We start from the raw sequence: 13,186 nt of genomic DNA, 5'->3' as shown, positions 1-13,186 counted from the left end.
TTTGAGGTGTATCTTAAAATCAAGCGTAATTATGACTATTTTTCGCCCATAGGGGGGAGACAATTGTGATTCAAACGAAACAAATAGGCTTGCAAGATGTTCTTAGTGCAGCCATTAAGCGTGCAACTGATGAAAAAATATTGGTTAGCTTCGTAAAACAAATAGACTGGATAGATCCGCTTCTGTTTTATGCAGCAGGAAAAAGGATCTCATTCGAAAATAGATGTTATTTTGCAGACCCAGCTCAGCATGTAATATTTGCTGGAATTGGCTCTGTTTTCACTATAGCAACTTCTTCTCACAAACGCTTTCAAACGGCTCGTGACGAGTGGGATAAAGTAAAAGAGAAAGCATTTGTACAAAGAGAAAGATACGAATTTGGAGCAGGTCCTCTTTTATTTGGTGGATTTTCATTTGACCAAGAAAAAGAGAAAACCGACTTATGGAAAGAATTTGATGATACGACATTTTCACTACCAGCATTTTTATTAACTGTAAAAAATGAAAAAGCATGGTTAACAATGAATACATTCGTTTCAGCAACTGATTGTGCAGAAACTCTTTATAACGAAATTGTTTCTTTAGAAGAGAAAATTTTTGGGGAGAGTAAATGTGCACTAGAAGGATCGAAATTAACAGTTACTTCTAAAGTAGAAGTAGATCCGAAAGGCTGGATGAAGGCCATTGAGACAGTGCAAGATGAGATGAAGCAGGGGAACGTGCAGAAGGTTGTATTAGCGAGGGAGCTAAAAGTAGAAATGGATCATCATATTGATTCTGCTCTTGTTTTAGAAGCGCTTCGCATTGGGCAACCGGATTGTTACGTATTTTCTTTTGATTATAAAGGAGCATGCTTCTTAGGAGCGACGCCAGAGAGATTAATTCGCAAAGAAGATGAGAAGTTTACTTCGATGTGTCTTGCTGGTTCAACTGGTCATGGTCAATCTATAGAAGAAAGTGAACGAAATAGTAATGCGCTTCTTCATGATGAAAAGAATTTAGCTGAACACGGTTATGTTGTGAACATGATTCGAGGAGTACTCAATGAACACTGCGAATCCGTTAATATTCCGGAAAGTCCGGGCTTATTAACAACGAAAAACTTAATTCATTTATATACGCCTGTAGAGGCAAAAGGCGATGCGAGTCTTTTAACAATGGTAGAAGAATTACACCCAACACCAGCTCTTGGCGGGACACCTCGTTTGGAAGCAATGAAACTGATTCGTGATGTTGAATTGTTAGACAGAGGTTTATATGGTGCACCGATTGGCTGGATAGATGATGAAGGAAATGGTGAATTTGCGGTTGCACTTCGCTGCGGATTATTAAATGGCGCGAAAGCATCCTTATTTGCCGGGTGCGGGATTGTAATTGATTCAGTACCGCAACTTGAATATGAAGAAACAAGCTTGAAGTTTAGACCGATGCTTGGTGCTTTGGAGGAATTAATGAAATGAACAATCATATAGAAGCATTATCATATTATTTAGGCGCGTTCGTGGATGAACTGACGCGTCTAAATGTATGTGATGTTGTCATTAGTCCAGGCTCACGGTCAACACCGATTGCTCTACTAATGGAACAACATGAAGGAATGAACACATATTTACATGTAGATGAAAGATCAGCAGGATTTTTTGCGCTCGGTATCGCAAAAGCAAAAAAACGTCCTGTTGCATTATTATGTACGTCAGGAACGGCAGCAGCGAACTACTATCCAGCTGTATGTGAAGCTTTTCATTCACGAGTGCCGCTTATCGTCTTAACGGCAGATAGACCGCATGAATTAAGAGATGTTGGTGCACCACAAGCGATGAATCAATTCAATTTATACGGTACATTTGTGAAGCAATTTACAGAGATGGCACTTCCAGAAGCGAGTGAAGCGATGTATCATTATGCTCGCATGACGACGCAGCGCACGATAGCAAGCGCACTTCTAGCGCCGCAAGGACCTGTTCATCTTAATTTTCCAGTTCGCGAGCCGCTTATCCCAGATTTCTCATTAGAAAGTTTATGGGATAAAGGACGCGGGGAATATACAGGAGTAGTTCAGCAAGGGAACGTGATGATGCCGAGTGAATATGTAGATTCTCTTGTAGGGCGCCTTTCACATATGGAAAAGGGGCTTATTATTTGTGGAGATGATAGTCATCCAGAAATCGCAGCGTTTGCGGCAGAACTAGCTGAAAAAACGGGATATCCAATATTAGCGGATCCACTGTCTAACATTCGTAGCGGACATCACGATAAAACGATGGTAATCGACTGTTACGATACATTTTTACGAAATGAACTGTTAAAAGAAACGTGGAAGCCAGAAGTTATGATTCGCTTTGGTGGTATGCCTGTTTCGAAAGCATTAACGCAGTTCATTAAAAAACAGACGAAAGCTGTTCATATCGTTGTTGAGGAATCTGGACAATGGAGAGATCCAGCTCTCGTTGCGACAGAAGTTGTACAGGCAAGTGATATTGCATTTTGCAGGGCACTAATAGAAAGAATACCAGCTATGAAAAAGAATGATTGGTTCGGAATGTGGCAACATATAAACGAAAAAACGAAGGAAACGCTTCGTGAAATGGAAACATATGAAACGGCATTTGAAGGGAAAGTTATTACGGATATCGTCCGCGTACTACCAGAAGGGGCAACATTATTTGCGAGTAATAGTATGCCAATTCGTGATACAGATTCATTCTTCTTCACATCGGATAAAAATATTCAAGTGATGGCAAACCGTGGTGTAAACGGGATTGATGGAATCATTTCGACAGCTTTAGGAGCGAGCATTATTTGCGATCCGCTCGTATTAGTTATTGGTGATTTATCATTTTATCACGATTTAAACGGATTATTAGCCGCAAAATTACATGAATTAAATATAACGATTGTCGTTGTAAACAATGATGGTGGCGGTATTTTCTCATTCTTACCACAATATGAGAAAAAGGATCATTTCGAATCATTATTTGGAACGCCAATTGGACTTGATTACGAGCATGTTGTCAAAATGTACGGCGGTTCATTTAGCCGTGTAAATGGTTGGGAGCAATTCCGAGAAGAGGTACAAAAGGGAACGACGACGGAAGGTTTACACGTAGTAGAAATTTGTACGAACCGTGATGAAAACTTAACATTGCACCGTACATTATGGGCAAAAACGCAGGATGTAATTACTACATCGTTGCAAGGTAAATCAAAATGAACGTAACGTTGCAAGGTGTATCGTATGAATATGAAGTAGTCGGAAGCGGGGAACCACTTCTACTTCTTCATGGTTTTACGGGAAGCATGGAAACGTGGCGTTCCTTCGTTCCTTCTTGGAGCGAGCAGTTTCAAGTTATTTTAGTAGACATTGTGGGGCACGGAAAAACGGAAAGTCCTGAAGATGTAACTCATTATGATATTCGAAATGTGGCGCTACAAATGAAAGAACTACTAGATTATCTTCATATTGAAAAAGCACACATACTTGGCTATTCAATGGGCGGTAGACTGGCGATTACGATGGCATGCCTATATCCAGAGTATGTACATTCTCTTTTATTAGAAAATTGTACAGCTGGGCTTGAAAGTGAAGATGAGCGAGAAGAACGTCGTGCAAAAGATGAGCGACTTGCCAATAAAATTGAGCGAGAAGGCATCAATAGTTTTGTAACGATGTGGGAAAATATTCCGCTATTTGAAACGCAAAAATGTTTAGCAAAAAACGTACAAGAAGCAGTGCGAAAAGAACGACTTGCTAACAATCCAAAAGGACTTGCAAATAGCTTGCGCGGCATGGGAACAGGGGCTCAGCCTTCATGGTGGGACGAGCTACCAAACTTAAAAATGCCCGTTCTTTTAATGAACGGAGAGTACGATGAAAAGTTCTTTCGCATATTAAAAAACATCGAAAAATGCGTCTCTGACGCGAAATTTGTGAAAATTGATGGTGCTGGCCATGCAATTCATGTGGAACAACCGGAAAAGTTTGATACAATAGTAAAGGGATTTCTAAAAACTATGCAGTGATGCTTTTTCATCTAAGAAGGAAGTTGCACTTATAGCGGAAATCAGAAATATACAAGGAGGTAGTTGTAATGGCTATTGAATGGGTAAAAGAAGGCAATTACGAAGATATTATTTATTCAACATACAATGGTATCGCAAAGATTTCGATTAACCGTCCTGAAGTACATAACGCATTCCGTCCTAAAACGGTAATGGAGTTAATCAACGCTTTTGCACACGCTCGTGATGATGCAAATGTTGGCGTTATCATTTTAACAGGTGAAGGTGGACGTGCATTCTGTTCTGGCGGCGACCAAAAAGTTCGCGGTCATGGTGGATATGTAGGTGACGACCAAATCCCTCGTTTAAACGTATTAGACTTACAACGTCTAATTCGCGCAATTCCTAAACCAGTTATCGCAATGGTAGCAGGTTATGCAATCGGTGGTGGACACGTACTTCATATCGTATGTGACTTAACAATCGCTGCAGACAACGCTGTATTCGGACAAACAGGTCCTAAAGTAGGAAGCTTTGACGGTGGATACGGAGCTGGTTACTTAGCTCGTATGGTAGGCCACAAGAAAGCTCGCGAAATTTGGTACCTATGCCGTCAATACAGCGCACAAGAAGCGCTTGATATGGGCTTAGTAAACACAGTAGTACCATTAGAAGAGCTTGAAGCAGAAACAGTACAATGGGCACAAGAAATCTTAGCAAACAGCCCAATGGCACTTCGTTTCCTAAAAGCTGCATTCAACGCAGACACAGACGGTCTAGCTGGTATTCAACAATTAGCTGGAGATGCAACGTTATTGTACTATACAACTGACGAAGCAAAAGAAGGTCGTGACGCGTTCAAAGAAAAACGCAGTCCGGACTTCGGTCAATTCCCTCGTTTCCCGTGATCAAACCAAAAGCGGAAGCGGCTCGTTCAGAACAAGAGGGCGTTGGAACTCCTGACGTAGAGGCGCTTTTTGCCTCGTAGGAAGAAGTGAAGCCACCGAACATTCTAGCCGCTGTAGCTAGATGTTTTAAAAGCGGAGCCGACTGTTTAGCCTCGTAGGCTAAGGTTCTTTCGCACAGAAAGTGTTTTTTACTTTCTCGTGCGGAAGGTTCTTAGACGGAAGGGGCTAGGAGGCGTAGCTAGATGAGATCAAACCGGAAACAAAACAACTAAGAGACTTGATGTCATATCAAGTCTCTTTCTTTCATGAAAGGAGAATGAATGATGACGACGATGCCGAATTGGTTAATGCAACGTGCATTTTTAACACCAGATCGCAATGCAATTGAAATAGAGGAAGAGAAAGTTACTTTTATGCAGCTGCATGAAAAAGTAGTATCTGTTTGTGAACACCTCACACATGTAGGAGTGAAGCGTGGGCAAAAGGTGGCTGTTCTGATGAAAAATGGTATGGAGATGATTACAGTTATTCACGCCCTATCTTACGTAGGTGCAGTAGCTGTGCTTTTAAATACGCGTCTTTCAAGAGAAGAGCTACTTTGGCAAATGGATGATGCTGAAGTTGTATGCTTAGTGACGGATCAAGATTTTGAGGCTGAAGATGTTCTTGTATATTCATTTGCCGAAGTGATGAATGGATCGAAGGCGGAAGCCTCTATACAAGAAGAATTCTCTTTAGAAGAAGCGATGACAATTATTTATACGTCAGGGACGACAGGGAAACCGAAAGGTGTTATTTTAACGTACGGCAATCACTGGGCAAGCGCAATCGGTTCTTCACTTAATTTAGGGCTTCGTGATGATGATTGCTGGTTAGCTTGTATGCCAATGTTCCACGTTGGTGGGTTATCTCTTTTAATGAAAAATATTATGTACGGCATGCGTATTTTACTCGTTCCGAAATATGATGCTAATTTTATTCATAAAGCACTTCAAACGAGAGATGTTACGATCATTTCTGTCGTTTCTAAAATGTTAACTGATTTATTAGAGAGACTTGGAGAAGAGACATATCCATCTTCTTTACGATGCATGTTACTTGGCGGAGGGCCAGCGCCGAAACCGTTATTAGAAACTTGTGTAGAAAAAGGAATTCCTGTGTATCAAACGTACGGTATGACAGAAACGTCGTCGCAAATTTGTACGTTATCCGCAGACTACATGTTAACGAAAGTAGGATCAGCTGGGAAACCACTATTTCAGTGCCAACTTCGTATTGAAAAAGATGGCGTAGTAGTGCCGCCGTTTGCGGAAGGCGAGATCGTAGTAAAAGGACCGAATGTAACAGGTGGTTATTTTAACCGTGAAGATGCGACACGCGAAACGATTCAAAACGGATGGCTTCATACTGGTGACCTTGGTTATTTAGACGAAGAAGGATTTTTATACGTACTAGATCGCCGCAGTGATTTAATTATTTCTGGCGGAGAGAATATATATCCGGCTCAAATTGAAGAAGTGTTACTCTCTCATCCTGCGGTAGCAGAAGCCGGTGTTGTCGGTATGACTGACGATAAATGGGGACAAGTACCCGCTGCTTTTGTTGTAAAAAGTGGAGAGGTAACAGAAGAAGAAATTCTGCATTTTTGCGAGGAGAAATTAGCGAAATATAAAGTGCCGAAGAAAGCGTGTTTCTTAGAGGAATTACCACGAAATGCTTCGAAGAAATTGTTAAGACGAGAGTTAAGACAATTAGTGGAGGAGATGTAGGTGGAAATAAAAAAAGCGACACTTTATATAACGGAAATGCCGCTCATTATCCCGTTTGCTGCGAGCTACGGGACTTACGAAAAGCGTGAGAGTATTGTCATTGAATTAGAAGATACGGACGGGTATATTGGATTTGGTGAAGTCGTTGCGTTTTCTGAACCGTGGTATACGGAAGAAACAGTAAAGACAGCGCTACATGTACTTCAAGATTTTTTAATACCGGATTTATTGAAAGCTGAAATTTCTCATCCGAATGAAATACCAGAGTTGTTCAAGCATATAAAGAGAAACAGAATGGCAAAGGCCGGAATTGAAGGTGCTGTTTGGGATTTATATGCGAAGCGTCAAAAGCAGTCGTTAGCGATATTGCTTGGCGGAAATAGGTCTGAAATTGAAGTAGGCGTTGTGATTGGTATCAATACAATTCCGGTTATGTTAAAACAAATCGAGAAGTATGCAGAAGAAGGATATGAGCGTTTTAAAGTGAAAATAAAGCCAGAACATGATTACGAATTACTGAAAGAAATTCGCAAAGAGTTTCCGAACATCCCGTTAATGGCTGATGCAAATTCAGCGTATACATTAGCGGATACGGAGAAGTTGAAACGATTAGATGAATTTCAATTGATGATGATTGAACAGCCGTTAGCGGATTACGATTTTCTGGATCATGCACAACTGCAAAAGAAAATGGAAACGCCGATTTGTTTAGACGAAAGCATCCATAGTTTAGAAGACGCGCGCGTTGCGATTACGCTTGGCAGTTGCCGAATCGTTAATATTAAACCAGGGCGAGTGGGCGGATTAACAGAATCTATTCAAATCCATAATTATTGTATGGAGCACAACATACCCGTTTGGTGCGGCGGTATGGTAGAGATGGGGATTTCACGAGCGCAAAATGTCGCGCTTGCTTCACTGCCGAACTTTACGATTCCAGGAGATATATCTGCCTCTAGTAGACATTGGAAGAGGGATATTATTTCACCGGAAGTAATGCTTGAGGGCGGAAAAGTGATTGTACCGCAAAGCGTTGAAGCTGAGTGTGAAGTAGACCGCGGAAAACTAGAAGAAATTACGAAGCAGCGGATTATTTTGGAGCGGTGAATTTAATCTTTAATCAGGATGCCGGCAAATAGCGGTAGGATTTTGTTGTTAATTGTCGGTAAGTCGATATATTTCAATAATCGCTGATATAATTTTATTTATTAAGGTTACTCCCGCGAGTAACCTTTTCGTATTGTACAAATTGGATAGACTAGTTTACAATCGAGCGTATACAAGGGGAACGAGAAACAGGGGGAGTAAAATGAAGAACATTTCAATTTTAATAGCAGATGATGAGGCAGAAATTGCTGATTTAATAGAGATACATTTAGAAAAAGAAGGTTATCATGTTGTGAAAGCAGCAGATGGAGAAGAGGCTGTTCATGTTATTGAAACGCAGCCAATCGACTTAGTGGTTTTAGATATTATGATGCCAAAAATGGATGGTTATGAAGTGACGCGCCAAATTCGCGCGAAGCATCATATGCCAATCATTTTCTTAAGTGCGAAAACGTCTGATTTTGATAAGGTGACAGGTTTAGTGTTAGGTGCAGATGATTATATGACGAAACCTTTTACACCGATTGAATTAGTCGCACGTGTAAATGCACAATTACGCCGATTTCTTACGTTAAATCAGCCGAAAGTAGCGGAGAATAAATCTGCTTTAGAGGTAGGCGGAGTCGTTATCGATCCTGAGCGAAGAACAGTAAATGTGTATGGAGAACAAGTTGAATTAACACCGAAAGAGTTTGATATTTTATATTTATTAGCGAGCCATCCGAAGAAAGTGTACAATGTGGAAAATATTTTTCAGCAAGTATGGGCAGATGGTTATTATGAAGGCGGAAATACAGTTATGGTACATATTCGTACGTTGCGGAAAAAAATTGGAGAAGATAAAAGAAAGAATAAGTTAATAAAAACAGTGTGGGGAGTAGGGTATACTTTCAATGGCTAAAAAGATGAGAAGCTTTCGCTCGAAGATGGTTATGCTATTTGCATTAAGTATGATATTTGCTGGTGGTGTAACGTATATCATTTATGAAGGGTTACGTATCTATTACAAATTAGCTGTTCGTTTTGAAGATCCATTAGCTCAATTCCGTTCAATGGTAAGACAAATTGGGGATGTTAATTTCTTTTTAATTATTTTCATTCCTCTATCCATTATGTTTTTCTTCTTCCTTACTAGACCGTATTTAAAATATTTTGATGAGATTTCAAATGGAATTCATCATTTGGCAAACGGTGATTTTACAAATGAAGTGCGCGTTTCATCTAATGATGAGTTTGGATATATCGCACGTGAAATAAATGTAGCGAGTGAAAAATTAAAGGAAGCGGTTGAACGAGGAGACTTTGCAGAAAGTAGTAAAGACCAGCTCATTGTTAATTTAGCTCACGATTTAAGAACGCCGTTAACATCTGTTTTAGGTTATTTAGATTTAATTCTTAAAGATGAGAATTTGACGAAAGAACAAATTAAACATTTTTCCACAATCGCTTTTACGAAATCCGAAAGGCTGGAAAGTTTAATTGATGAATTATTTGAAATTACGAGAATGAATTATGGGATGTTGCAGCTGGACAAACGACCAATTGATATAAGTGAATTGCTTATACAGTTAGAGGAAGAATTGTATCCGTTATTAGAGAAAAAGGGTTTAGAAGCGAGAGTGAACATGGATTCTTATTTACCTATTAGCGGTGATGGGAAATTATTAGCGAGGGTATTTGAAAATCTCTTAACGAACGCGATTCGTTACGGGTATGATGGAAAGTTTGTCGATGTGAACGGATATATTGAGAGTGAAGAGGTAGTCGTACAAATTATTAATTACGGAGATAGCATTCCGGAAGAAGATTTACCGTATCTTTTTGATATGTTTTATACAGGTGATAAAGCAAGGTCAGAGCAACAAGGTAGTACAGGCCTTGGTTTATTTATCGCGAAAAATATTGTTGAACAGCATGATGGGATGATTTCTGCGGAAAGTAATGTGATTAGAACGATATTTGAAGTGAGATTGCCAAAAGAAGAGAGCGAAGTAATTTAATAAAAATTTAAACTTTACCCCACTTTTTATTTTAATAGTTTTTTCTATTCTATACGTAAGTTACGTTAAGGAGGAACTAGAAATGAAAAAGTGGGTATTTATTTCTTTTTTTATAGCATGCACAATCTGTGTAGGCGTTTATATATCACCGTTGTTTCAAAAGGAAATTGATGTGAAAATCGGCGAGGAAAATAGTGCAGTAAAGGCTGAAAATATGGAAAAGATAGAGATTACAAAAGACGAGATTTATAAAGGTAATCTGTTATTAGTTAATAAAGATTACCCAGTAAAAAAAGATAGTATTAGGTCTGACATTATAAATGTAAATCACAATAGTGAATTAGTAAGAGGTTACGTCATATTTGATAGAAACCTTCGCTTATCAAAGGATGTTGTAAAAAAGTTTTTGAACGTTGTCGATGCAGCTGGAAAAGACGGAGTACAGCAGTTCTTAATGAGTAGTGGGTATCGAGATTTTCAAGAGCAAAGTAAATTGTATAAAGAAATGGGATCTGACTATGCACTTCCAGCAGGATATAGTGAACATAATTTAGGATTATCACTCGACATTGGATCTACGCAAAAGAAAATGGAGAGAGCCCCTGAAGGAAAGTGGATTGAAGAGAACGTATGGAAGCATGGCTTTGTTTTACGTTATCCGAAAAATAAAAGTCATATTACAGGCATTCAATATGAGCCGTGGCATATACGTTATGTAGGCTTACCGCATAGTGCAATTATGCAAAAGGAGAGAATTACATTAGAGGAATATTTGGACTTCTTAAAAGAGAAAAAAGAAATCACAACGGATGTGGAAGGTACGAAATATACGGTTTCTTATTATAAAGTTTCTGGGAACATGAAAGTGAATGTTCCGGTAAATAAGCAGTATGAAATTTCGGGGAACAATATGGATGGGGTTATTGTGACGGTTCAGGAATAGATAAAGAGGTTGTTCCGTTTTGGAGCAGCCTTTTCGTATATAAGAAAGGGATTGGCATTTTTTTGTCGGTAAATCGATATTCCTTGTCGAATCGTTGATATAATTTCCTGTACTATTAGCATTTTGAGTAGCATCTTTTTATTTACTTTTAAACATTATAACGTTATATTTACTTCTCCCTTTTTTTGTGTTACGCTAAACGTGTGAAAGAGATATAAAATGAAATTTTAATGTAAGCGTATTCTTATGGCTTCTTATAGAAAAGGGTGGAAATACAATGACAGAACGATTCGTACTACGTAATGTGAAACGTGTGAACGGGGAAGAGATTGACATTGTAATTGAAGATAATAAAATCGCACAGGTGACGAAAGCTGGTGCTGGCGAGGGTGGAAAGGTTCTTGATTACGCTGGTACTTACGTATCGAGTGGCTGGATTGATTTACACGTTCATGCTTTTCCAGAGTTTAATCCGTATGGCGATGAGGTGGATGAAATTGGCGTTAAGCAAGGGGTAACGACAATTGTTGATGCGGGTAGCTGCGGAGCTGATCGCATTGCAGATTTAGTACAAAGTAGAGAACAGGCGAAAACAAATTTATTTGCCTTTTTAAATATTTCTCGCATCGGTTTGAAACGAATTGATGAATTATCCAATATGGAATGGATAGATAAAGAGAAAGTAATAGAAGCAGTAGAAAAGTATAAAGATGTCATCGTTGGGTTAAAGGCGAGAATGAGTAAAAGTGTCGTTTGTGATAGTGGAATTGAACCGCTTCATGTTGCACGCTCTTTATCTCGTGAAACATCATTACCGATTATGGTACATATCGGTTCAGCCCCTCCTCGCATTGAGGAAGTTGTACCTCTTTTAGAAAAAGATGATGTCATTACACATTACTTAAACGGGAAAGAAAATAATTTATTTGATGAAGAAGGTAAACCGCTACCTGTGTTACTAGATGCAGTGAATCGCGGTGTTCATTTAGATGTTGGTCACGGTAATGCTAGTTTTTCTTTTAAAGTAGCAGAAGCGGCGAAGCGTCACGGTATTGCCTTTAATACAATTAGTACAGACATTTACCGGAAGAATCGTATACACGGTCCAGTGTATAGTATGGCTCACGTTCTTTCGAAATTCCTTTACTTAGGGTATCCGCTAGAAGAAGTAATAAATGCGGTGACGAAAAATGCGGCAGAGTGGCTGAAGAAACCAGAGCTTGGCCGTATTCAAGAAGGCGATATTGCAAACTTAACTTTATTTACGGTGAAAGATGAACCGATTACGTTAATTGATTCAGAAGGAGATCAGCGCATTGCTGGAAGAAGAATTGATACGAAAGGGGTTGTAATTAATGGGTCATTCATTGAATGCTAAGTACGGATTAAAAAGAGTGATTAATGCGAGCGGTAGAATGAGTATTTTAGGTGTGTCCGCTCCGACAAATACAGTTATGGATGCGATGAAACATGGTGGACAAAATTATGTGGAAATTGCTGATTTAGTAGATAAAGCAGGAGACCATATTGCGAGAATTCTAGATTCAGAGGCAGCAGTTGTTGTAAATTCAGCATCAAGCGGAATTGCGCTTTCTATCGCTGGTATCGTTACAGAAGGAAACCGTCGTAAAAGTGAAAGACTTCATCAAGAGGTCATCGCGAAAAACGAAGTGATTATGTTAAAAGGTCATAACGTTCAATACGGTGCTCCTGTTGAAACGATGATTTATTTAGGCGGCGGTAAGCTTGTTGAAGTGGGTTACGCAAATGAAGGGAAAGCAGAGCATATTGAAGATGCGATTGGTGAAAATACAGCGGCGATTCTTTATGTGAAATCCCATCATGCCGTGCAAAAAAATATGATTTCTGTTGAAGAAGCATGGGAAGTTGCGCAGCGAAATAACGTACCACTGATCGTCGATGCGGCAGCTGAAGAAGATATTCAAAAGTATGTGAAGTATTCAGACCTTGCCATTTATAGCGGTTCAAAGGCAATTGAAGGACCAACTTCTGGTATTGTCGGCGGTAAACGAAAATATATCGAGTGGCTGAAAGTGCAATTACATTGCATCGGAAGAAGTATGAAAGTTGGGAAAGAAACAACTTTCGGCTTACTTCAAGCACTTGATGAGTACGGAGTAAAACAAGATAAGAGTGAGCAAGAAAAAGAGTTATTACAAGTACTTATGCCGCTAAAAGAATTAAACGGTGTAAATGTAACGATCGTTCAAGATGAAGCAGGAAGAGCAATCTTTAGAGCGCGTATTCACATTAACGAGAACGAGTTAAACAAAACAGCAAAAGACGTCGTAACAGCATTACGCGACGGGGAAATCGCAATTTACACACGTGATTACGGAGTAAGACAAGGATTCTTTGATATCGATCCACGTCCACTTCAAGGTGATGACATACATGTGATTGAAGAAAAAATGAGAGAAATTGTAGGGGGAAACTAAA

General features: G+C 39.4%; 11 protein-coding genes. All 11 read left to right on the top strand.

The annotated features are described in order from the left end of the window. The first annotated feature begins 65 nt into the window (after positions 1–65). On the top strand, positions 66–1,460 hold the full coding sequence (locus J0835_RS23910) for an isochorismate synthase (protein WP_087982694.1): 1,395 nt from the start codon (positions 66–68) through the stop codon (positions 1,458–1,460). Next, complete coding sequence (gene menD, locus J0835_RS23905; protein WP_144536338.1) at positions 1,457–3,211, top strand: 2-succinyl-5-enolpyruvyl-6-hydroxy-3-cyclohexene-1-carboxylic-acid synthase; 1,755 nt, start codon at positions 1,457–1,459, stop codon at positions 3,209–3,211. Before J0835_RS23910 ends, menD begins: the two co-directional genes overlap by 4 nt. Next, positions 3,208–4,020, top strand: a complete 813-nt coding sequence (gene menH / locus J0835_RS23900) for a 2-succinyl-6-hydroxy-2,4-cyclohexadiene-1-carboxylate synthase (RefSeq protein ID WP_087982692.1) — start codon at positions 3,208–3,210, stop codon at positions 4,018–4,020. Before menD ends, menH begins: the two co-directional genes overlap by 4 nt. A gap of 68 nt (positions 4,021–4,088) precedes the next feature. After that, positions 4,089–4,907, top strand: a complete 819-nt coding sequence (gene menB, locus J0835_RS23895) for a 1,4-dihydroxy-2-naphthoyl-CoA synthase (RefSeq protein WP_000963888.1) — start codon at positions 4,089–4,091, stop codon at positions 4,905–4,907. A 323-nt stretch (positions 4,908–5,230) separates the two neighbouring features. Next, a complete protein-coding gene (locus J0835_RS23890; protein ID WP_140386913.1) occupies positions 5,231–6,676 on the top strand; it encodes an o-succinylbenzoate--CoA ligase in 1,446 nt (481 codons plus the stop codon). After that, positions 6,677–7,783 carry an o-succinylbenzoate synthase gene (menC, locus tag J0835_RS23885; RefSeq protein ID WP_087982688.1) on the top strand — a complete coding sequence of 369 codons (1,107 nt, stop codon included), beginning with the start codon at positions 6,677–6,679 and terminating at the stop codon, positions 7,781–7,783. Between the two features lie 202 nt (positions 7,784–7,985). Further along, entirely contained in the window at positions 7,986–8,684 is a 699-nt protein-coding gene (locus tag J0835_RS23880) for a response regulator transcription factor (RefSeq protein WP_087982686.1), read from the top strand. After that, positions 8,677–9,783 (top strand): HAMP domain-containing sensor histidine kinase, encoded by a 1,107-nt coding sequence (locus J0835_RS23875; protein WP_087982684.1) that lies wholly within the window; start codon positions 8,677–8,679, stop codon positions 9,781–9,783. Before J0835_RS23880 ends, J0835_RS23875 begins: the two co-directional genes overlap by 8 nt. 82 nt (positions 9,784–9,865) lie before the next feature. Then, positions 9,866–10,726, top strand: a complete 861-nt coding sequence (locus J0835_RS23870; protein WP_087982683.1) for a M15 family metallopeptidase — start codon at positions 9,866–9,868, stop codon at positions 10,724–10,726. Between the two features lie 277 nt (positions 10,727–11,003). Beyond that, positions 11,004–12,104, top strand: coding sequence for an amidohydrolase/deacetylase family metallohydrolase (locus J0835_RS23865; RefSeq protein ID WP_087982681.1), 1,101 nt, complete (start codon positions 11,004–11,006; stop codon positions 12,102–12,104). Then, complete coding sequence (locus J0835_RS23860; protein WP_087982678.1) at positions 12,082–13,185, top strand: DgaE family pyridoxal phosphate-dependent ammonia lyase; 1,104 nt, start codon at positions 12,082–12,084, stop codon at positions 13,183–13,185. The genes J0835_RS23865 and J0835_RS23860 overlap by 23 nt, the downstream gene beginning before the upstream one ends. The last annotated feature ends 1 nt before the right edge of the window (position 13,186 follow it).

The organism is Bacillus cereus group sp. Sample62, assembly GCF_036851315.1.
Taxonomy (GTDB): Bacteria; Bacillota; Bacilli; order Bacillales; family Bacillaceae_G; genus Bacillus_A; species Bacillus_A wiedmannii.
The sequence above is the reverse complement of the archived record's forward strand: the minus strand, read 5'-3'. Positions and strand labels throughout refer to the sequence as shown.

Bases quoted from the DNA above. Each gene is read 5' to 3' on its own strand.
- J0835_RS23880 (WP_087982686.1), top strand. From the start codon at position 7,986: ATGAAGAACATTTCAATTTTAATAGCAGATGATGAGGCAGAAATTGCT.
- menD (WP_144536338.1), top strand. From the start codon at position 1,457: ATGAACAATCATATAGAAGCATTATCATATTATTTAGGCGCGTTCGTG.
- J0835_RS23875 (WP_087982684.1), top strand. From the start codon at position 8,677: ATGGCTAAAAAGATGAGAAGCTTTCGCTCGAAGATGGTTATGCTATTT.
- J0835_RS23865 (WP_087982681.1), top strand. From the start codon at position 11,004: ATGACAGAACGATTCGTACTACGTAATGTGAAACGTGTGAACGGGGAA.
- J0835_RS23860 (WP_087982678.1), top strand. From the start codon at position 12,082: ATGGGTCATTCATTGAATGCTAAGTACGGATTAAAAAGAGTGATTAAT.
- menH (WP_087982692.1), top strand. From the start codon at position 3,208: ATGAACGTAACGTTGCAAGGTGTATCGTATGAATATGAAGTAGTCGGA.
- menB (WP_000963888.1), top strand. From the start codon at position 4,089: ATGGCTATTGAATGGGTAAAAGAAGGCAATTACGAAGATATTATTTAT.
- J0835_RS23870 (WP_087982683.1), top strand. From the start codon at position 9,866: ATGAAAAAGTGGGTATTTATTTCTTTTTTTATAGCATGCACAATCTGT.
- J0835_RS23890 (WP_140386913.1), top strand. From the start codon at position 5,231: ATGACGACGATGCCGAATTGGTTAATGCAACGTGCATTTTTAACACCA.